The sequence below is a fragment of the Enterobacter cloacae complex sp. IR5412 genome (assembly GCF_049237385.1).
Taxonomy (GTDB): domain Bacteria; phylum Pseudomonadota; class Gammaproteobacteria; order Enterobacterales; family Enterobacteriaceae; genus Enterobacter; species Enterobacter intestinihominis.
The window spans coordinates 145,191-165,393 of the sequence record NZ_JBMKHQ010000002.1; the positions used below are offsets into that span (position 1 = coordinate 145,191).

At 54.4% G+C, this 20,203-nt stretch carries 22 protein-coding genes and 2 tRNA genes; 13 read left to right on the top strand and 11 right to left on the bottom strand.

Annotation, left to right across the window (positions count from 1 at the left end):
* Positions 1-27: 27 nt before the first annotated feature.
* The 3 genes from ACOTX2_RS04185 to rnt all read left to right on the top strand — a co-directional run bounded on the left by ACOTX2_RS04185 (position 28) and on the right by rnt (position 2,388).
* Entirely contained in the window at positions 28-1,125 is a 1,098-nt protein-coding gene (locus ACOTX2_RS04185) for an alkene reductase (protein ID WP_023299948.1), read from the top strand.
* 99 nt (positions 1,126-1,224) lie between these two features.
* Positions 1,225-1,632, top strand: coding sequence for a lactoylglutathione lyase (gloA, locus tag ACOTX2_RS04190; RefSeq protein WP_022647898.1), 408 nt, complete (start codon positions 1,225-1,227; stop codon positions 1,630-1,632).
* Positions 1,633-1,728: 96 nt separating this feature from the next.
* Positions 1,729-2,388 carry a ribonuclease T gene (gene rnt, locus ACOTX2_RS04195; RefSeq protein ID WP_003857625.1) on the top strand — a complete coding sequence of 220 codons (660 nt, stop codon included), beginning with the start codon at positions 1,729-1,731 and terminating at the stop codon, positions 2,386-2,388.
* Positions 2,389-2,466: 78 nt separating this feature from the next.
* Here the strand turns inward: rnt and grxD are convergent, their stop codons facing one another.
* A complete protein-coding gene (grxD, locus tag ACOTX2_RS04200) occupies positions 2,467-2,814 on the bottom strand; it encodes a monothiol glutaredoxin 4 (protein ID WP_003832760.1) in 348 nt (115 codons plus the stop codon).
* A gap of 338 nt (positions 2,815-3,152) precedes the next feature.
* Between grxD and ACOTX2_RS04205 the strand changes: the two genes are divergently transcribed.
* Positions 3,153-3,911: a C40 family peptidase gene (locus ACOTX2_RS04205; protein ID WP_058678002.1), complete on the top strand. Its 759-nt coding sequence runs from the start codon at positions 3,153-3,155 to the stop codon at positions 3,909-3,911.
* Between the two features lie 122 nt (positions 3,912-4,033).
* Complete coding sequence (sodB, locus tag ACOTX2_RS04210; RefSeq protein ID WP_017693553.1) at positions 4,034-4,615, top strand: superoxide dismutase [Fe]; 582 nt, start codon at positions 4,034-4,036, stop codon at positions 4,613-4,615.
* Positions 4,616-4,652: 37 nt separating this feature from the next.
* On the opposite strand, the gene ACOTX2_RS04215 is transcribed toward sodB, so the two are convergent.
* Positions 4,653-5,819 (bottom strand): MFS transporter, encoded by a 1,167-nt coding sequence (locus ACOTX2_RS04215; protein WP_063148157.1) that lies wholly within the window; start codon positions 5,817-5,819, stop codon positions 4,653-4,655.
* A gap of 160 nt (positions 5,820-5,979) precedes the next feature.
* Positions 5,980-6,069, bottom strand: a complete 90-nt coding sequence (locus ACOTX2_RS04220; RefSeq protein ID WP_003857632.1) for a YnhF family membrane protein — start codon at positions 6,067-6,069, stop codon at positions 5,980-5,982.
* Positions 6,070-6,366: 297 nt separating this feature from the next.
* On the opposite strand from ACOTX2_RS04220, the gene purR reads away from it, so the two are divergent.
* Positions 6,367-7,392, top strand: coding sequence for an HTH-type transcriptional repressor PurR (gene purR, locus ACOTX2_RS04225; RefSeq protein WP_006809011.1), 1,026 nt, complete (start codon positions 6,367-6,369; stop codon positions 7,390-7,392).
* Between the two features lie 17 nt (positions 7,393-7,409).
* Here purR and punR read toward each other — a convergent pair whose 3' ends face one another.
* Positions 7,410-8,321 carry a DNA-binding transcriptional activator PunR gene (punR, locus tag ACOTX2_RS04230; protein ID WP_022647895.1) on the bottom strand — a complete coding sequence of 304 codons (912 nt, stop codon included), beginning with the start codon at positions 8,319-8,321 and terminating at the stop codon, positions 7,410-7,412.
* A 112-nt stretch (positions 8,322-8,433) separates the two neighbouring features.
* Between punR and punC the strand changes: the two genes are divergently transcribed.
* Both punC and cfa read left to right on the top strand, forming a co-directional pair.
* Positions 8,434-9,633: a purine nucleoside transporter PunC gene (gene punC / locus ACOTX2_RS04235; protein ID WP_023299943.1), complete on the top strand. Its 1,200-nt coding sequence runs from the start codon at positions 8,434-8,436 to the stop codon at positions 9,631-9,633.
* Between the two features lie 298 nt (positions 9,634-9,931).
* Positions 9,932-11,080 (top strand): cyclopropane fatty acyl phospholipid synthase, encoded by a 1,149-nt coding sequence (cfa, locus tag ACOTX2_RS04240; protein ID WP_022647893.1) that lies wholly within the window; start codon positions 9,932-9,934, stop codon positions 11,078-11,080.
* Between the two features lie 30 nt (positions 11,081-11,110).
* Here the strand turns inward: cfa and ACOTX2_RS04245 are convergent, their stop codons facing one another.
* Positions 11,111-11,752: a riboflavin synthase gene (locus tag ACOTX2_RS04245; RefSeq protein WP_022647892.1), complete on the bottom strand. Its 642-nt coding sequence runs from the start codon at positions 11,750-11,752 to the stop codon at positions 11,111-11,113.
* Between the two features lie 225 nt (positions 11,753-11,977).
* Here ACOTX2_RS04245 and mdtK point away from each other — a divergent pair, with 225 nt between their 5' ends.
* From mdtK to ACOTX2_RS04265, 4 genes are all read left to right on the top strand, one after another.
* A complete protein-coding gene (mdtK, locus tag ACOTX2_RS04250) occupies positions 11,978-13,351 on the top strand; it encodes an MdtK family multidrug efflux MATE transporter (protein ID WP_032622176.1) in 1,374 nt (457 codons plus the stop codon).
* Between the two features lie 153 nt (positions 13,352-13,504).
* Positions 13,505-13,581, top strand: a tRNA-Val gene (locus ACOTX2_RS04255).
* A gap of 4 nt (positions 13,582-13,585) precedes the next feature.
* Positions 13,586-13,662 (top strand) — tRNA-Val (locus ACOTX2_RS04260).
* 122 nt (positions 13,663-13,784) lie between these two features.
* Positions 13,785-15,380 (top strand): FAD-NAD(P)-binding protein, encoded by a 1,596-nt coding sequence (locus tag ACOTX2_RS04265; RefSeq protein WP_063148160.1) that lies wholly within the window; start codon positions 13,785-13,787, stop codon positions 15,378-15,380.
* Between the two features lie 28 nt (positions 15,381-15,408).
* Here ACOTX2_RS04265 and ACOTX2_RS04270 read toward each other — a convergent pair whose 3' ends face one another.
* The gene (locus ACOTX2_RS04270) at positions 15,409-16,044 is read right to left on the bottom strand and encodes a carbonic anhydrase (RefSeq protein ID WP_022647889.1); all 636 of its coding nucleotides are present in this window, start codon (positions 16,042-16,044) and stop codon (positions 15,409-15,411) included.
* Positions 16,045-16,116: 72 nt separating this feature from the next.
* On the bottom strand, positions 16,117-16,899 hold the full coding sequence (locus ACOTX2_RS04275) for an MBL fold metallo-hydrolase (RefSeq protein ID WP_048965526.1): 783 nt from the start codon (positions 16,897-16,899) through the stop codon (positions 16,117-16,119).
* A gap of 125 nt (positions 16,900-17,024) precedes the next feature.
* On the opposite strand from ACOTX2_RS04275, the gene ACOTX2_RS04280 reads away from it, so the two are divergent.
* Complete coding sequence (locus ACOTX2_RS04280) at positions 17,025-17,165, top strand: hypothetical protein (protein WP_003857665.1); 141 nt, start codon at positions 17,025-17,027, stop codon at positions 17,163-17,165.
* 56 nt (positions 17,166-17,221) lie between these two features.
* On the opposite strand, the gene ACOTX2_RS04285 is transcribed toward ACOTX2_RS04280, so the two are convergent.
* The 4 genes from ACOTX2_RS04285 to ACOTX2_RS04300 form a co-directional block, all read right to left on the bottom strand.
* Positions 17,222-18,628 carry a DUF1996 domain-containing protein gene (locus ACOTX2_RS04285; RefSeq protein WP_063148161.1) on the bottom strand — a complete coding sequence of 469 codons (1,407 nt, stop codon included), beginning with the start codon at positions 18,626-18,628 and terminating at the stop codon, positions 17,222-17,224.
* Positions 18,629-18,772: 144 nt separating this feature from the next.
* Complete coding sequence (locus tag ACOTX2_RS04290) at positions 18,773-18,940, bottom strand: hypothetical protein (RefSeq protein ID WP_022647883.1); 168 nt, start codon at positions 18,938-18,940, stop codon at positions 18,773-18,775.
* A gap of 118 nt (positions 18,941-19,058) precedes the next feature.
* The gene (fumD, locus tag ACOTX2_RS04295) at positions 19,059-19,268 is read right to left on the bottom strand and encodes a fumarate hydratase FumD (RefSeq protein WP_003857676.1); all 210 of its coding nucleotides are present in this window, start codon (positions 19,266-19,268) and stop codon (positions 19,059-19,061) included.
* A 108-nt stretch (positions 19,269-19,376) separates the two neighbouring features.
* Positions 19,377-20,189 (bottom strand): MetQ/NlpA family ABC transporter substrate-binding protein, encoded by an 813-nt coding sequence (locus ACOTX2_RS04300; RefSeq protein WP_003857677.1) that lies wholly within the window; start codon positions 20,187-20,189, stop codon positions 19,377-19,379.
* Positions 20,190-20,203 lie beyond the last annotated feature (14 nt).

A 20,203-nucleotide genomic window follows, 5' to 3' on the forward strand; every position in this document is an offset into this window, starting at 1 on the left:
AGTCGACTGGTCTACTCAGGAGCCATTATGTCCGCTGAAAAGCTATTTACCCCACTGAAAGTGGGTGCCGTTACTGCCCCAAACCGCGTGTTTATGGCCCCACTTACCCGTCTGCGCAGCATCGAGCCGGGAGATATCCCAACGCCATTGATGGGTGAGTATTACCGTCAGCGCGCCAGCTCGGGCCTGATTATTTCCGAAGCCACGCAGATTTCTGCCCAGGCTAAAGGCTACGCCGGTGCGCCGGGTCTGCACAGCCCGGAACAGATCGCCGCGTGGAAAAAAATCACCGCAGGCGTTCATGCTGAAGATGGCCGTATTGCGGTTCAGCTGTGGCACACCGGTCGTATCTCGCACAGCAGCATCCAGCCTGGCGGTCAGGCGCCCGTTTCTGCCTCTGCCCTGAATGCGAATACCCGCACTTCCCTGCGCGATGAAAACGGTAATGCTATTCGCGTCGACACCACCACGCCACGCGCGCTTGAGCTGGACGAGATCCCGGGTATCGTGAATGATTTCCGTCAGGCCGTCGCCAACGCCCGTGAAGCGGGCTTCGACCTGGTTGAGCTGCACTCTGCGCACGGCTACCTGCTGCACCAGTTCCTGTCACCGTCTTCCAATCAGCGTACCGACCAGTACGGCGGCAGCGTTGAAAACCGCGCGCGTCTGGTGCTTGAAGTGGTAGATGCCGTGTGTAATGAGTGGAGCGCAGATCGCATTGGTATTCGAGTTTCCCCAATTGGTACCTTCCAGAACGTCGACAACGGTCCGAACGAAGAAGCGGATGCGCTGTATCTGATTGAAGAGCTGGCTAAACGCGGTATCGCGTATCTGCACATGTCCGAGCCGGACTGGGCAGGCGGCAAGCCCTACAGCGAAGCCTTCCGCCAGAAAGTTCGCGAGCGCTTCCACGGCGTGATTATCGGGGCGGGCGCTTATACGGCAGAGAAAGCCGAGGATCTGATCGGTAAAGGTCTGATCGACGCCGTGGCCTTTGGCCGTGATTACATTGCTAACCCGGATCTGGTTGCCCGTTTGCAGAAGAAAGCCGAACTGAACCCGCAGCGCCCTGAAAGCTTCTATGGCGGCGGCGCGGAAGGTTATACCGACTACCCTTCACTGTAATCCCGCTTTGTACATTGATAGCGGCGACCTTTCGCCGCTATACTAAAACATCGTTTCTGTTCAAAAAGATAATCCATTCCACTGTTTAATGAGGAAATTATGCGCCTACTTCACACCATGCTGCGCGTTGGCGACCTGCAACGTTCCATCGATTTCTACACTAACGTTCTGGGCATGAAGCTGCTGCGCACCAGCGAAAATCCGGAATATAAATACTCTCTGGCGTTTGTCGGTTACGGCCCGGAATCTGAAGAAGCGGTCATCGAGCTGACCTACAACTGGGGCGTGGACAGCTACGAGCTGGGTACGGCTTACGGCCACATCGCGCTGGAAGTGGATAATGCGGCTGAAGCCTGCGAACGTATCCGCAGCAATGGCGGTAACGTCACCCGTGAAGCCGGTCCGGTTAAAGGCGGCACCACCGTGATTGCATTTGTTGAAGATCCGGACGGGTATAAAATCGAACTGATCGAAGCTAAAGACGCTGGTCGCGGTCTGGGCAATTGATCCCGCAGGGCGCACTATGCGCCCGTTGTTTTGCTGCATCCCCTCTCAAAATTTGCCATAATGCGCACTGCTTTTTCCCCCTTGTAAGAGACCCTGATGTCCGATAACGCTCAATTTACCGGTCTGTGCGACCGTTTTCGTGGTTTTTATCCCGTTGTCATTGATGTAGAAACAGCCGGATTTAACGCTAAAACCGATGCGCTGCTTGAAATTGCCGCCATCACGCTGAAGATGGATGAACAGGGCTGGCTTGTACCGGACACCACGCTGCATTTCCACGTTGAACCCTTTGAAGGGGCAAACTTACAACCAGAGGCGCTGGCCTTTAACGGTATCGATCCGACAAACCCGCTGCGCGGGGCGGTAAGCGAATATGAAGCGCTGCACGCCATTTTCAAAATGGTGCGCAAAGGCATGAAAGAGAATGACTGTAGCCGCGCCATCATGGTGGCCCACAACGCTACGTTCGATCACAGCTTCACCATGGCTGCCGCCGAGCGCGCCTCGCTAAAGCGTAATCCATTCCATCCGTTTGTGACCTTCGACACCGCCGCGCTGAGCGGCCTGGCGCTGGGGCAAACCGTGCTCTCTAAAGCCTGCATCACGGCGGGTATTGCGTTTGACGGCACTCAGGCGCATTCCGCGTTATACGATACCGAGCGTACGGCGGAGCTGTTCTGTGAGATCGTCAACCGCTGGAAACGTCTGGGTGGCTGGCCGCTGCCGATGGGCGACGAGGCCGATCTTCAATCGTAGACTGGGTAATCAACAGCCCCACAGGACAAAAAAAAGCGACCAACATAATGTGGTCGCTTTTTTATATTCGCAGAAAACTTATTCTGCGTCCGGCTCTTCGGTTTTATACTTCGCCGCAGTCTCTTTGATCAGCTGTTGCAGTTCGCCGCGCTGATACATTTCAATCAGAATATCACAGCCGCCAACCAGTTCACCGTCAACCCACAGCTGTGGGAAGGTCGGCCAGTTTGCGTATTTTGGCAGCTCAGCGCGGATGTCCGGGTTTTGCAGGATATCAACGTAAGCAAAACGCTCACCACAGGCGGACAGCGCCTGAACCGCTTGCGCGGAGAAGCCGCAGCTTGGCAGCTTCGGAGAACCTTTCATGTACAGGAGAATCGGGTTTTCAGCGATCTGGCGCTGAATTTTTTCAATAGTGGTGCTCATGTCTTGCTTCCTTTAACTTCTGTTACGGCATCAGTCTGACATTGTAGCGGGTCAGGCCGACATCGGAAAATAACATTTTTGTCACGTCTCATTATTTTATCCGCTATCGCGTAAAGTTGCATTGATAATGACGTTTAAGGCTACGCGCCGTGCGGTTTTGCTTAAGGAGCGAACAAGAGTGCGACAGAATGGTGAATTTTTTTGCACTTGCTAACGAAACACAATTTTTGAATGAAAAATGCTATTAACTTATTCCGATTTTATGGATTAGAATCGACTGGTTTTGTAAATCTCATGCGGGTATGTAATTTGGCTCGCACTTATCAGGGGACTGCCCAGTGGCGCGGATAACTAGAATCTCGATGACGCTCTGTGCTTTACTGTTTACCACACTCTCATTTACGCCAGCGGCGAACGCCTCCGAACAGGCGCGGCATTCTGCTGTACAAAAAACGCATCTGGCAAAAACCACAGAACGTAAGAAAAAAACCACCAGCAAAACAGTAAAGAAGAAAACCACCGCTCACACCAAAAAGACCGCCTCCAGTAAAACCAAAACTCTCCGTTCCGGCACGCACAAAACCACTCGCACGACCGCCAGCCTGGTGAATGATAAATGCACCGTGCGCAAAGGCCATAAAACGAAATGCGCCAAAGTGACGAAGCTGGCTGACGTGCATAAAGCGCGTATGCAGAAAGCGCAAAAAACGGCGATGAATAAACTGATGGGGCAAATAGGTAAACCATATCGCTGGGGTGGCACCTCTCCGCGCACCGGTTTTGACTGTAGTGGGCTGGTTTATTATGCCTATAAAGATCTGGTGAAGTTTCGCATTCCACGCACCGCCAATGAGATGTACCATCTGCGCGACGCCGCGCCTGTAAACCGTGGCGAACTGCAAAATGGCGACCTGGTGTTCTTCCGCACCCAGGGACGCGGCACGGCCGATCACGTTGGGGTGTATGTGGGTAACGGTAAATTTATCCAGTCACCGCGCAGCGGTCAGGACATTCAGATCACCTCCCTCAGTGAAGATTACTGGGTGCGCCACTATGTGGGTGCGCGCCGAGTGATGACGCCAAAAACCATTCGCTAGACCCTGCCCTGCCGCCTCCGTGGCGGGGTAAGTTCCTCTTTTGCATACTCTTTCAATTTGCTATTCTGTCCTTGTTGTCTGTAGGGTTATTGGCAACGTATAAAACTATAAGGAGAGTAGCAATGTCGTTCGAATTACCTGCACTACCGTATGCAAAAGACGCCCTGGCTCCGCACATTTCCGCGGAAACCCTGGAGTACCATTACGGCAAGCATCACCAGACCTATGTCACCAACCTGAATAACCTGATCAAGGGCACCGATTTTGAAGGCAAAACGCTGGAAGAGATTGTGCGCAGTTCAGACGGTGGCGTATTCAACAACGCCGCTCAGGTGTGGAACCACACCTTCTACTGGCACTGCCTGGCTCCAAATGCAGGCGGAGAACCTACCGGTGAGCTGGCCGCAGCGATTAACGCCGCGTTCGGCAGTTTCGCGGATTTCAAAGCGAAATTTACTGACGCCGCCGTTAAAAACTTTGGCTCCGGCTGGACCTGGCTGGTAAAAGAGGCTGATGGCAAACTGGCTATCGTTTCCACTTCTAATGCGGGTACCCCTCTGACCACCAGCGCAACGCCGCTGATGACCGTGGACGTATGGGAACACGCCTATTACATTGATTACCGTAATGCGCGCCCGAACTACCTGGAACATTTTTGGGCACTGGTTAACTGGGAATTTGTTGCGAAGAACTTCGCCGCATAAGGGACACGCAGAAGGGGCAACCCTTCTGCGTTTTTATTTATTCCGCCGTACACACCGCTTCTGGCTGTTTACGCCCGGACATCAACACCAGCAGCAAGCCGAGTGCGGCAATGATCGCCCCCATCACCGGCACAAAGCTGTAACCCAAACCACTGGAGATCACCGCCCCGCCCGCTGCGGCCCCCAACGCATTGCCCAGGTTAAACGCACCGATATTCACGGACGAAGAAAGCCCCGGTGCTTCGTGCGCAACGCGCATTACACGCATCTGCAACGGTGGCACCACGGCAAAGGTTGCGGCGCCCCACACCACCATGGCAATCGCGGCGCCCACTTCGTTTCGCGCCAGCCACGGGATCACCACCATGATGACAATCAGCAGCGTTAAAAAACCTTTCAGCGTCCCGCTGACGGAGCGGTCGGCAAATTTCCCGCCGAGATAGTTGCCAATCGAGAACCCGACACCAATCAGCACCAGCATCGCGGTAACAAAGAGTGGCGTTGCGTGGGTTATGTCGTGCAGCACCGGGGAGATATAGGTGTAGAGCGTAAACATCGCCCCTGCCCCCAGCACCGTGGTGAGCAGCGCGGACAACACCTGAGGACGCATCAGCACCGCCAGCTCTTTACGTACTTCCGGACGTTCTCCCGCACTTCCTTTCGGCAGCGAGAAGAACAGCGCGACCATCGCGACCACGCCCAGTCCGGCGGTTGCGAGGAAAGACATACGCCAGCCGATGGCTTCTCCCAGCCAGGTGGCAGCGGGAACGCCGCCGATATTAGCGATGGTGAGGCCCATAAACATAGTGGCTACCGCGCTGGCCTGCTTATGTTTTGGCACTACGCTTGCGGCAACAACCGAGCCCAGCCCGAAGAAAGCGCCGTGGTTCAGGCTGGTCAGAATACGGGAAAGCATCAGCGTGGTGTAATCCGGCGAAATCGCGGAAAGCACATTTCCGAGAGTAAAAATTGCCATCAGGAAAATCAGCGCATTGCGTCGCGCGCGGTGCGAAAGCAGCAGCGTCATCAGCGGTGCGCCCACCATCACGCCGATCGCATAGGCGCTAATCAACATACCGGCCGCAGGGATAGAGACGTCCACACCCCGGGCGATAACAGGCAATAACCCCATCGGGGAGAATTCAGTGGTGCCAATCCCAAAGGCGCCAATCGCCAGGGCCAGCAGGGGAAAATTGATTTTCATGAAAAGACTCCGGATACCGTGCCGTTGCCCGGCACAGACTAAGAAGGCAAAAGCATGACATCAATCACAAAAAATGAGAAGTTAACATTTTGGCAAAAGATTTTTGCCGGAGAGGTAACAATAGCGGCAAGGGAGGGAGAAGACTCTCCCTCCACCTAAATCAGTGCAGCGCAGCGGTTAAACCACCCGCAACAATCAGGGCAAGAACAACAATGGTGGTAAACAGCGAAAACTTCAGATCGGTACTCATCAATTTTTCTCCTTTTATTCACCCTACGAAAAGTGAGCTTGCTCATTTTTACACAGTTCAGGTCAAAAATCTTCCAGGATTTAAACGGATATCCACTTTACCTCTTCCCCTTTTCATCAAGATAGGACAAAATTCCACGCTAAATTTATTAGCGTACCGGCCACTGACCCCCTCCTGACGTCCTGTGTCGTTTTCCCGGCGTGTCGCAACTCATGTTTGCGTAATAAGGGTGAGAGAAGGCAAACGTTTACCTTCATTTTTTTCAGGAGCTTAGGATATGGTCTGGAGTGACATTTAATGGCAACAATTAAAGACGTAGCAAAACGCGCAAACGTTTCCACTACAACCGTATCACATGTTATTAACAAAACGCGTTTCGTCGCAGAAGAGACGCGTAATGCCGTTTGGGCAGCAATCAAAGAACTGCACTATTCGCCAAGTGCGGTCGCCCGTAGCCTGAAGGTTAATCACACCAAATCGATTGGCCTGCTGGCCACCAGCAGTGAAGCGGCTTACTTTGCTGAAATCATCGAAGCCGTTGAAAAAAACTGCTTTCAGAAAGGCTATACCCTGATTCTGGGCAACGCATGGAACAACATTGAAAAACAGCGCGCTTACCTGTCGATGATGGCGCAAAAGCGCGTCGACGGCCTGCTGGTCATGTGTTCTGAATACCCTGAGTCGGTGCTTTCCATGCTGGAAGAGTATCGCCACATTCCGATGGTAGTGATGGACTGGGGCGAGGCGCGCGCAGACTTCACCGACTCTGTTATTGATAACGCCTTTGAAGGCGGCTACATGGCCGGGCGTTATCTGGTAGAACGCGGGCATCGTGAAATTGGCGTGATCCCGGGCCCGCTGGAGCGTAACACCGGTGCTGGCCGTCTGGCCGGTTTCATGAAAGCGATGGAAGAGGCGCTGATTACCGTGCCGGAAAACTGGATTGTCCAGGGCGATTTCGAGCCGGAGTCGGGCTATCGCGCCATGCAGCAGATCGTCTCCCAGCCGCATCGCCCTACCGCTGTGTTCTGCGGCGGCGATATCATGGCAATGGGCGCGCTCTGCGCGGCGGATGAACTCGGCCTGCGCGTTCCGCAGGACATCTCGGTGATCGGCTATGATAACGTTCGCAACGCCCGTTTCTTTACTCCGGCGCTGACCACCATTCACCAGCCGAAAGATTCGCTGGGTGAAACGGCCTTCAATATGCTGATGGACAGGATCGTCAACAAGCGAGAACAGTCCCAGTCCATTGAGGTCCACCCGCGCCTGATTGAACGCCGTTCCGTTGCCGACGGTCCGTTCCGCGACTACCGGCGTTAATCTCTTTACGGGGCCAGCTACGCTGGTCCCCGCAACCACTCCCGGTTAAGCGTTTCGCTGTCTCCCAGATAATCCAGCAGCCAGGCCATGGCGGGCGAGACGTCGTTTTGCTGCCACGTCAGACAGCATGCAGCATCCGGGAAAGGGTTTTCCAGCGTCAGAGCCACCCACTCTCCCGCGTCGATGCGCGGGCGCGCAAAATGCACCGGCACCATGCCAACGCACAGCCCCGCGCTCAGACAGGTGGCTGACGACTCCCAGTCCGGCGCAACCACGCGGCGCTGATTATCCAGCAGCCAGGTAATGCGCTTGGGTAGCGAGCGGGAGGTATCTTCCAGCACCAGCGAGGGCCAGTTGCGTAAGGTGTCATCACTCAGCGGCCCGTCCAGCGCCGCCAGCGGGTGATCGCGCGCGACCACGCAGGTCCAGCTCAGCATGCCCATGTCGCGAAACGCGTAGCGCCCGCCAACCGGGATCGCCTGGGTTGCACCAATCGCCATCTCCGCCCTGCCGTCCGCCAGCGCATCCCATACGCCGTTGAACACTTCCTGCGACACACGCAGTTCGACGTCGGAAAAATGACGATAGAAATCGACGATCATCTGCCGGGTCCGCTCCGGCTTAACGATGTTATCCACCGCGATAGCGAGATGCCCGCGCCAGCCGTTGGCGATCTGCTGGCACTGCTCACGGGTGATCTGCATTTTTTTGATAACAGACCGGCCTTCCTTCAAAAACCACGCGCCGGCAGGCGTGAGCTCCACGTCGCGATGACGCCGCTCGAACAGCGGGACTGCCAGCCACGCTTCCAGCTGGCGCACCGTATAGCTGATAGCCGAGGGAACGCGGTGCAACTCCTGGGCGGCACCAGTAAAGCTGCCGTTACGCGCCACGGCATCAACCACTTCAAGGGAATAATCTGACCACATCTTTAGCCTGCAAATTTTTTGAATGCACCCACCAAATATTAGCGTTTCACAAGCCGCTTTGCACTCCCTACACTCTGCGCCAACGTACACCTGCCTCCTCAGGAGAAAAAAAGTGCAACCCAGGAAAGGATTTTTAGTCTGGCTCGGCGGCTTAAGCGTGCTGGGCTTTTTGGCGACCGACATGTATCTGCCCGCCTTCGCCGCGATGCAGGAAGATTTGCAAACTCCTGCCGCCGCCATCAGCGCCAGTTTGAGTTTATTCCTTGCAGGTTTTGCTTTTGCGCAACTACTCTGGGGACCGCTCTCTGATCGTTTTGGCCGTAAGCCCGTTCTGTTGCTGGGACTGGCGATTTTTGCCGTAGGCTGTCTGGGCATGCTGTGGGTCCGCGATGCCGCCTGGTTATTGGTGTTGCGCTTTATTCAGGCGGTCGGCGTCTGTGCCGCAGCGGTCACCTGGCAGGCGCTGGTGACCGATTACTACCCCGCCTCACGCACTAACCGCATTTTCGCCACCATCATGCCGCTGGTCGGCCTGTCTCCGGCGCTCGCTCCGCTGCTGGGCAGCTGGATCCTGGCGCATTTCGACTGGCAGGCCATTTTCGCCACGCTCTTTGCGATCACGCTGGTCCTGATGCTGCCCGCGTTCGGGCTTAAACCTGCGCATAAAAAAGAGACGCATCCGGACGCGAAGCCCATCACCTTTACCTCTTTACTGCGGTCGAAAGCCTATCGCGGTAACGTGCTGATTTATGCCGCCTGCTCTGCCAGCTTCTTTGCCTGGCTTACCGGTTCACCGTTCATTCTGCATGACATGGGCTACAGCCCGGCGGCTATCGGCCTGAGCTATGTACCACAGACCATCGCCTTCCTGGTGGGTGGCTATGGCTGTCGCGCCGCGCTGCAAAAATGGGAAGGCCAGCAGATGCTGCCCTGGCTGCTGGTGCTGTATGCGCTAAGCGTGATTGCGACCTGGGCTGTCGGCTTTATTCCCGGCGCCGGGCTTGCAGAAATTTTGATTCCGTTCTGCGTCATGGCGATCGCTAACGGGGCCATTTACCCTATTGTTGTAGCCCAGGCGCTGCGTCCATTCCCTCAGGCGACAGGCCGCGCTGCCGCGCTGCAAAATACCCTGCAACTTGGCCTGTGCTTCCTGGCAAGTCTCGTGGTCTCTGCATTGATTGCAACCCCGCTGCTCACCACCACCAGCGTGATGCTGGTCACCGTTGTGCTGGCAGGATTGGGTTATCGCATGCAGTCCTCCGCCCATCGCGAGCAGAGTGAAAACGCGCAGACAGAAACGTCGCACGCCTGATTACGCGGGAAACTATGTTAAAAACCAGTGATTAGGTTGCTAACAATTTTCTGTTGAATCACCAAATTTTGCGGCCTATACTGAATTTGGTTCGATTAAATACGATAAATATTAAGTGTTAACGGGAGCCGGAGCGCTCCCGTTTTACCATGGAAGGCATTTCGGCAAGGGTTATCTCCCTTCCTCTGTTCTACGTCGGATATTAGCCTCGCGGGCATTTACCGTGAGATTTCTCACAAACCAAAAAAGCGTCTACGCTGTTTTAAGGTTCTGATCACAGCAAGGTGATGGAGAAGCTATGAGTTCATCGTGTATAGAAGAAGTCAGCGTTCCGGACGATAACTGGTCCCGGATCGTCAGTGAACTGTTGGGACGTGCGGGCATTACGATTAATGGCTCATCCCCCTCCGATCCCCAGATTAAACATCCCGATTTTTTCAAACGCGTGTTACAGGAGGGATCGTTAGGGCTGGGTGAAAGCTATATGGACGGCTGGTGGGAGTGTGAGCGGCTGGATATGTTCTTCTCCAGCGTTTTACGCGCCGGTCTTGAAAATCAGCTCCCTCGTCATTTCAAAGATACGTTACGTATCGCTTCCGCCCGCCTGTTCAATCTGCAAAGTAAAAAGCGCGCGTGGATCGTCGGTAAAGAGCATTATGACCTGGGCAACGACCTGTTCAGCCGTATGCTTGACCCGTTAATGCAGTACTCCTGCGGATACTGGAAAAAAGCGACAACCCTGGAAGAGGCGCAGCAGGATAAGCTACAGCTGATTTGCGATAAGTTGCAGTTGCAGCCCGGCATGCGCGTGCTGGACATCGGCTGTGGTTGGGGCGGCCTTGCCTGGTTTATGGCGAAACATTACGGTGTCAGCGTAGTCGGCGTCACGATTTCAGCTGAACAGCAGAAGATGGCACAGGAACGGTGTCTGGGTCTGGATGTCGATATTCGGCTTCAGGATTACCGCGACCTGAATGAGCAGTTCGATCGGATTGTTTCCGTGGGTATGTTCGAGCACGTGGGGCCAAAGAACTACAAGACTTATTTCGACGTCGCCGACCATAACCTGAAGCCTGACGGAATTTTCCTGCTACACACCATCGGCTCTAAACGCACCGATAACAATGTGGATCCCTGGATCAACAAATATATCTTCCCGAATGGTTGTTTACCCTCTGTTCGCCAGATTGCGAACGCCAGCGAACCGCATTTTATTGTGGAAGACTGGCATAACTTCGGCGCAGATTACGACACCACGCTGATGGCCTGGCATGAACGTTTCCAGGCTGCATGGCCTGAAATCGCCGACAACTATTCGGAACGATTCAAACGGATGTTCAGCTATTATCTTAATGCCTGCGCGGGTGCGTTCCGCGCGCGGGATATACAGCTGTGGCAGGTGGTGTTTAGTCGTGGGATTGAGCACGGCCTGCGCGTGGCCCGCTGAAAAATAACCCCGGTTACCCGGGGTTATTTTTTATTCTTCTTCCACGGCCTTTATTATCGCCGCCTCTTTCGCCGCCAGCACGCGCTCAACGGTATCCACGACCGCCTGGGTCTGCGGATCAATTTCGATATTTACGCGCTGCCCCAGTTTTTTTGCGCCAAGCGTAGTACGTTGCAGCGTTTCAGGAATTAAATGCACGCAAAAACGCGTTGGCGTCACTTCACCGACGGTCAGACTAATCCCATCGATGCCAATAAATCCTTTATAAAGGATGTATTTCATTAATGACGGATCCTGCACCTTAAACCAGATTTGACGGTTATTTTCCGAGGTCACGATTTTCGCCACTTCTGCGGTGGTCATAATATGGCCCGACATCAGATGCCCGCCAATCTCATCGCTGAATTTCGCCGCACGTTCAACGTTGACGGTATCCCCCACCACCAGCTCACCCAGGTTAGTGATGCGCAGCGTCTCTTTCATTAAATCAAAGCTTATCTGGTTACCGTTAATTTCGGTCACCGTCAGGCAGCAGCCGTTATGCGCTATCGACGCCCCGGTTTCAATGCCGTCGAGCATATATTCAGGCAGCTCAACTACGTGAGTGCGGAAATTCGGTTTTTCATCAATGGACACCACTTTGGCAGTGCCCTGCACAATACCAGTAAACATGCTTACAGCTCCTGTTCATTCCGAACGGCGATGACACCGTATAATCCCACCACAATAACAGTTGAAAAAACAGGTTGCCAGTGATGCGCAATTTCTGGCGATTTTTTCACTAGATAATTAGTTAAACCCCGCTACAATAGCTGGCATCCCTCTGTTTTTTCTTCTTGCTGCCAGTAACGGCGGCCTTTTTAGTCTCTCAAATAACTACAATACAAAGGTGTTCACGTGCAGAAGTATATGATCGAAGCGCGTCAGTTATTGGCACTGGCCATACCGGTGATCGTCGCGCAGGTAGCCCAAACCGCAATGGGATTTGTGGACACGGTAATGGCCGGTGGTTACAGCGCCACCGATATGGCCGCCGTGGCGATCGGAACCTCAATCTGGCTCCCGGCCATTCTGTTTGGTCACGGCCTGCTGCTGGCGCTGACGCCCGTTATCGCGCAGCTTAACGGCTCCGGTCGACGCGACCGCGTAGCCCATCAGGTGCGCCAGGGCTTCTGGCTGGCCGGGGGTGTCTCCGTCCTGATTATGATCGTCCTGTGGAACGCCGGGTATATTATTCGCGCCATGCATAATATCGACCCGGCGCTGGCAGATAAAGCAGTCGGTTATCTGCGCGCCCTGCTCTGGGGCGCGCCCGGTTATCTCTTCTTCCAGGTGGCTCGTAACCAGTGTGAAGGGCTGGCAAAAACCAAGCCGGGCATGGTGATGGGCTTTATCGGCTTGCTGGTGAACATTCCCGTGAACTACATCTTCATCTACGGTCATTTTGGCATGCCGGAACTCGGCGGCGTGGGTTGTGGCGTGGCGACGGCTGCGGTGTACTGGGTGATGTTCGGCTGTATGCTCACCTACGTTAAACATGCGCGATCCATGCGCGACATTCGTAACGACACCGCCTTTAGCACGCCTGACTGGTCGATGATGAGCCGCCTTACCCAACTGGGTCTGCCCATTGCGCTGGCGCTGTTCTTTGAAGTGACGCTGTTTGCCGTTGTCGCCCTGCTGGTCTCGCCGTTAGGGATTATTGACGTGGCAGGCCACCAGATCGCCCTGAACTTCAGCTCTTTGATGTTCGTCCTGCCGATGTCCCTGGCTGCTGCGGTGACGATTCGCGTTGGCTTCCGTCTGGGGCAAGGCTCGACGCTGGATGCGCAAACGGCAGCCCGCACCGGGCTGGGCGTCGGCGTCTGCATGGCAGTCTGTACCGCGCTCTTTACCGTGCTGTTGCGTGAGCAAATTGCCCTGCTCTATAACGACAACCCGGAAGTAGTGACCCTGGCCTCGCATTTGATGCTGCTGGCGGCCATTTACCAGATCTCTGACTCCATCCAGGTAATTGGCAGCGGCGTGCTGCGTGGGTATAAAGATACGCGTTCCATCTTCTTTATCACCTTTATCGCTTACTGGGTTCTGGGCCTGCCGAGTGGGTATATTCTGGCGCTCACGGATCTGGTGGTGGATCGCATGGGGCCAGCCGGATTCTGGATGGGCTTTATCATCGGCTTAACGTCTGCAGCCATTATGATGATGCTGCGCATGCGCTTCCTGCAACGTCAGTCGTCTGCGGTAATTTTGCAACGCGCTGCGCGTTAATGACACAGTAGCCGCCGGCTGGCGGCTACTTTCTCTTCACTTTGCGCGGTAATGAAGCAATCGCGTGAAATCAGAGAGAAAAATGCATTTTCCCTCTTGCCACCTTGGGGCTGTGCCGCTAATATTCGTCCCCGTTGTCACCGACAACACAATGCGTTCATAGCTCAGTTGGTTAGAGCACCACCTTGACATGGTGGGGGTCGTTGGTTCGAGTCCAATTGAACGCACCATTCTGCGTCCGTAGCTCAGTTGGTTAGAGCACCACCTTGACATGGTGGGGGTCGGTGGTTCGAGTCCACTCGGACGCACCATTTCAGTCCTGAAATGGTGCAAAAATCCTCTTCTGAACGTCTTAATTTTTCCCTTCATTGAATGACTTAACCTTTCTCCTGCTACGCTTATTCTATGGTTCAGAAACGCAGGAACGCTTTCGATGAAAAAAATCGCCATTATCGGCTCAGGCCCAACAGGGATTTACACCTTTTACTCACTTCTTAACAACGCAGCACCGCTGTCGGTCACCGTGTTCGAAAAAGCAGACCAACCCGGCGTAGGGATGCCCTACAGCGACGAGGATAACTCCCGGCTGATGCTGGCGAATATCGCCAGTATCGAAATCCCGCCCATTTTTATCACCTACCTCGACTGGCTCAAACAGCAGAGTGAAGCCCATCTTGCCCGCTATAACGTCGACAAAGACAGACTGAATGACCGGCAGTTTCTGCCGCGTATTCTGCTGGGTGAATATTTTCACGACCGCTTTCTCGCCGTCGTTGCCGAGGCGAAAAAGGCTGGGTTTCATATCGAGGTTCATCCCAACGCAGAAGTCACTGATATTAAGGCTGATGCAGACGGCGTGGCCCTGTCAGTGAACGATGCCCCTTTCTCAAGGCGGTTTGATCTTGCAGTGGTCGCCACCGGTCACGTCTGGCCTGATGAAGATGAATCCACCCGCGACTATTTCCCAAGCCCATGGTCGGGACTGATGGACGCGGATATCCGAGCCTGTGAGGTGGGGATTATGGGTACCTCCCTCAGCGGACTGGACGCTGCTATGGCGGTAGTAATGCAGCATGGTCGGTTTAGCGGGGAGCAGTTCGTTGTCAATAAAGGTAGTGAGGGGCTAAACATCACGCTGATGTCCCGCTCGGGCGTTCTTCCGGAGGCCGACTTTTACTGCCCTATCCCTTATGAACCGCTGTCGGTGTTAACGGAGTCTGTGGCAGAAAGCGAAATTGCCAAAGGCCCTGACGGGCTGCTTGACCGCATCTTTGCGCTGATGGTGAAAGAGCTTGAGCTGGCCGATCCGCGCTGGTGCCAGGCGATAGCGATCGGCACGCTGAATGCTGACACGCTTCGTGATGTCTGGTTTGAGGATCGTAAAAAGCATGGTCCTTTCACCTGGGCCGAAGCGAATCTGAAAGAAGTGGAGCGCAATAAGTGCGAGAAACGCACCGTTGCCTGGCGCTATACCGTGCTTCGTCTGCATGAAGTAGTTCAGGCCATTGTCCCTTCACTCAATGAACGTGACAGAGAACGGTTTAAATCCGGGCTGGAGCGTGTGTTTATTGATAACTATGCCGCCATTCCACCGCAGTCTATCCGCCGGTTACTGGCACTGCGCGAGGCAGGGATCATTAGCGTAGTCGCACTCGGTGATGATTACGACCTGGATATCGGCAGCGATCAGACCGTCATCACCACGAAAGAAAAGCGTTATCGCTTCGACGTCTTTATCGATGCCCGCGGGCAGAAACCGCTCAGAAATAAGGATATTCCCTTCCCGACGCTGCGCAAACAGCTTGAGGAAACGGGGGATGAAATACCGGACGTGGGGGAAGACTACACGTTGCTGTCACCTGCGTCTCTGCGCGGACGTATCGCTTTTGGGGCGATCCCCTGGCTGATGCACGATCATCCGTTTGTTCAGGGTTTGTCTGAGTGCGCTGAAATTGGTAAAGCGATGGCGAAAGCGGCGGGGAATCCTGCGTCGGGCGTGCGACGAAAATTACCTTTCATGGAGTTTTAACAGGGCTTCCCTGCCCTGCGGTGTCGGATTACTCGAAGAAGACTTCCGGGTTTTCCGACAACGACACGAAGGATTTAGTGTTCTTGTCCAGGGCAAGGATTTTGCCGCTTTCAATATCATACACCCAGCCGTGCAGGCGAATGGCGTTGTTGCGCAGGCCTACCGCCACCGACGGATGGGTCTTGATGTTGCTCAGCTGAGCAAAGACGTTCTCCTGCACCATCGCATTCACTTTATCGATTGGCTGATCCCAGGTTTTCTTCTCAACCACCGCTTTTGCCGCATCAGAATAGCGCAGCCAGTGGGAAACGGCTGGCATCGGCTCCAGATCGGCGTTGTCAGCAATCGCCTTCATCGCGCCGCAGTTGGAGTGGCCGCAAATAACAATATCGGTCACGCCAAGGGCCACTACCGCGTATTCGATGGTTGCAGAGACACCGCCAGGCTCCGGCCCGAACGGTGGCACAATGTTGCCCGCGTTTCGAATGACAAAGAGCTGTCCTGGCTCCTGCTGCGTGACCAGTTCCGGAACCAGACGGCTGTCGGAGCAGGAGATAAACAGCGCTTTGGGATTCTGACTGGACGCTAAACTACGAAAAAGCTCTTTACGTTGCGGGAAAATCTCTTTTTGAAAGCTGAGAAAACCTTCAATGATATGTTGCATAGCCATTTCTCTTTTATCTGTTTTAGTTTAGGTATGATCGCGATCACACTCGTAAAATTTAACCACCGTGCCTTAGCGGAGACAAGCAATATATTTCTGGCCCGACCGCTGCACAATCTCATCTGCGTTCGCCGGGATGTTTTGCCCTTCAAAGGCCCCGTACAGTCGCTGGTACGTTTTCCCGGTCAGTCGACCGATCACCGCCTCAACGGTGCGGGCAGGCAGCGGCAGCATATTCGGATAACTCCACATAAACGACACGGCGTCCTTACCAGGCGTAACCTGCAAAATATCACCGGCCAGCAGCACGCCGTCGCCTGACTGCCAGTGCAGCACCGTGCCGCCTGCAAAATGCCCGCCCAGACGCAGCAGCGTCACCGACGGCATAATCTCCAGGGCGTCCTCCTCCCAGAAGCGTATCGCCGGACTGTCACGCATCACCCACTGCCGATCGCTGGCGTGCAGATAGATCGGCGCGTTAAACGCGGCGGCCCACTCCTGCATGGTGGTGTAGTAATGCGGGTGCGAAATCGCGATCGCGCTGATGCCCCCGAGCGCGTCAACTAACGCTCTGGTCGCCGGATCGAGGTTAGCGATGCAGTCCCACAGAACATTGCCCTGCGGCGTACTCAGCAGAAGCGCCCGCTGGTTGATGGCAAAAGCGGGAACGGTTTTGATGCTGAACAGCTGTGGCTCCAGCTGTTGCCATTTGTTGGTGTGCGTGGTCGTAAGGCTGTCGAAGTCCGTCCATGCCTGGCCCGTCACCGGGACATACTGGCGCTCATCGTCGCAAATCGGGCAGTTTTTGGGCTGTTCATCGTAAGCGGTACCGCAGGTTTTACAGAGTGTAATCATCGGCTTTCCTCAGCAATAAAGCACTGAGTATGGCAGGGATTATCCATATGTGCTGAGGGGTGCCTGGCCCGCTTTTTTTGACTTATACTGTGCCAGTATCAAAAACTGAATAACGCAGGTGGCACATGGAAATTGATCTCGATAACTTAGTCTTTAACGGGCTGGATGAAGCAGAAGAGCGCAACGCGGAACGTCTCGACGATGCGGATAAAAAAGCCCAGGCGATTGTCGCCGATGACGACTGCGGCGATGCCTGCAAGATCTGAAGAAAAAGCACCGGGCTCCCCGGTGCTTTTTTTATGAATACATTTGCTACCCGCTATCAGATCTCCGGCGTTTTGCTAAACCCGGTCAGCATCAGGATCAGGCTTTGTTGAGATGACCCCGTCTCAAACTGATAGTGATTTCCCTGACGATCGCCGCCGATATACCACGAAATATCGGTTTTCCCTTCTGCCAGCGCCTTGCGCACCGCTTTATCCACGTCCACCATCCGGTATTCGCGGGAGTGGTTCAGGTAAAGCACCGCATCCGAACGATAGTTGCAGGGCGGCCGTGAATGCCAGCTCACGGTGGCCGGATCCCAGTCGTTGCTCGCCGGATAGAAGAAGATTTGATCCGCGCCGTTGGTTTCCACTTTCCCGCCATAAATTCTCACGCGGTATTTAAACTGGGCAGGATCCTGTCCGGCAGGCAGCGGAGGAATGTTGAACTTCACCAGCGACAATGTTTCGCTGTTTTTCGTGCGTCCACCGTTCTTCCAGTTATCCTGCACCAGTAAGACCTGGGGATCGGGTTGTGAAAGTGCGGGTTCCATGCTGCTGAGCCAGACGTTGGCCTTCGCTTTTGAATAACCATACGGCACGGTGGTGCCGCAATCCATTCCGCGGTTCATGCACAGGTCGGTCATAAAGCGCGCGGCATCTTCCGTCCAGCCGTTCATGAAGTCAGCATGCGCCGTATACAGGCTCCCCCATCGCTCTTCACGTTCACTGCCATGCATGGTGGGGTCGAGGGAAAGCTGGACTTTACTGGTATCCAGAGAGCTAATTGTCGGAAGCACGTACGCAATATTCATGTTCACCGTCGGGATCTTCACCGGGAAGGCGGACGGACACTGTCCTTTCGTATCGTAGGTGGCGTTAGCCAGGCCGTGGGCGGGCTTCAGGTTGACCCCGTCCCAACAGTTCGGGAACTGAATGCCGATATTAAACTGCACGGCATCCTTCGCCTTGCGTAAGCCGCAGACTTCACCCGTTCTGGTGGTGTAGCCCTTGCCGTTGGCGCATAAAAAGGTGATATGTGGATTTGGCGCGGTGCCGTGATGATCGCCCGCCAGCAGCGACAGTCCCGCCGGGAACGGGTGCAGCGGCCAGGCGTCAACGTTCGATGCCTGATAATAGGTTTTTTGATAGGCGGGTTTGACCACCGTTCCGTCCGGTAATTTTAGCGACGGAGCCCAGTAGGCCGAGCTGTCTGCTTTGTTATCGCAGGTGGTCTTTTCCTGGGTACGCAGCGATTCATGGCTGGAGTAAGCATCCGTTTGCACGTTACCAAAAAAATCGTGCAGCATGGCCTCGTTGGGCATGCCGTACATCATAATGGCATCATCGCCGAGGGTATGGGAATAACTGCATACAACATGCGCCTGTGGACCAGCGTGTGCCGCCTGCATGGCAAGCAATAGCACGGTGGCAGAAAGCGCGGGGGTTAATACTGTCCGTTTCATTATCATCTCCATCTGAGAAAGGAGATAGTGGTAACAAAACGGCTATCGTTTACCGAGGATTAGCCAGGGCATTTTTCCCTTCATTCTCACTTTACACGCATCACGCACAGCTCATTCCAGTACATTTCGCGCGTCCGGCGAAGTTCAGCGTGACGTTTTAACATAGAACCACTCCGGGTCGATGTTGGCTACGTCCACGCCATAGAGGCTGGCGACAGGCAGTATTGACTCAAGAACACGTTGCGCGCTGTTCTCCGCATTCGCTGGTCGGGGCGCAAAAAACCGCCGTAACGTGCTTATCCATTTTTTCATCGTCATTACCCTTCTCGCTTAACCTGGACTCAGTTAAACACGCCTTCATCATGAAGAGGAAATAACAATAATGACTGTTGATATGCGGGATCTGAAAAACTCGCGAGACGCTGTCGTCCTAACCGGCCAGCGCTTTAACCACCGTTTCCATCGCTTTGGTGGTCAACTCACTGCGCTTAACGCGCTGGTTCGCCAGCGCGGTACGCAGTACCCCGGCAATCACGATATGCTTGGGCTCCTGCCCTAAGTCACGCATCTCCAGAACGACCTTGCCAACCACCCGACACATCTCCTGGTACAGCGCTTCGTCTTTGGTCACATTGCCCATTGCCATCACTCCGTTGCCCTAAACCGTCAGCTTAAATCATTCGTCGGCTGGATACAAAAAAGAAGCCCGGCGTGTTGTTCGCCGGGCTTCGTCTGGAAAATCAGGCGATTAGTTGTTTACCGGGATGACCGCGCCTTTGTATTTGGTGCGGATCCAGTCCTGAATCTCTTTGGAGTGCAGCACGTTCACCAGCGCGACGATATCCTTCTTCTTCTCATCACCGCGATGAACGGTAATGATGTTGGCGTACGGGTTATTCTCACCGCTTTCAACCGCAATTGGATCGTGGACCGGATCCAGACCAGCATCAATTGCGTAGTTGGCGTTGATCACCACCGCAGCACCTTCGTCGTTGTTGTACATCTGCGGCAGCAGAGATGCCTCGACGTTAGGGGTGAATTGCAGCTTTTTCGGGTTCTCCACAATATCGCTGATGCGCGCGGTCACTTTATCGATGCCTGGCTTCAGTTTGATCACGCCCTCTTTTTCGAAGATGGAGAGAATACGCCCTTCCTCGGAAACCGCATCACGCATGATGATTTTGCCGCCTTCCGGCAGATCCTTCAGCGATTTGTATTTTTTTGAATAGATACCGATCGGCTCAATGTGGATTGCGCCTGCACTGACAAAATCATAATCCTTATCGCCCGCATGATCTTTAAGCACGCTGTTCAGGTAAGGGATGTGCTGGAAATAGTTGGCATCAATGTCATGCCCTGCCAGCGCCGTGTTTGGCAGAATGTAGTCCTGGAACGGTTTAATCTCCAGATCGATCCCCTGCTTCGCCAGAATCGGCTTAGCCTGCTCCAGAATTTCCGCGTGCGGGGTGTTGGACGCCCCCACGGTGAGCGTGTCCGCCCAGGAGGCAAAGCTCAGGGCGCTCAGGGTGGCTGCGGCGATCAGTGTCAGTGTCTTTTTCATGATGTGGTTCCTGT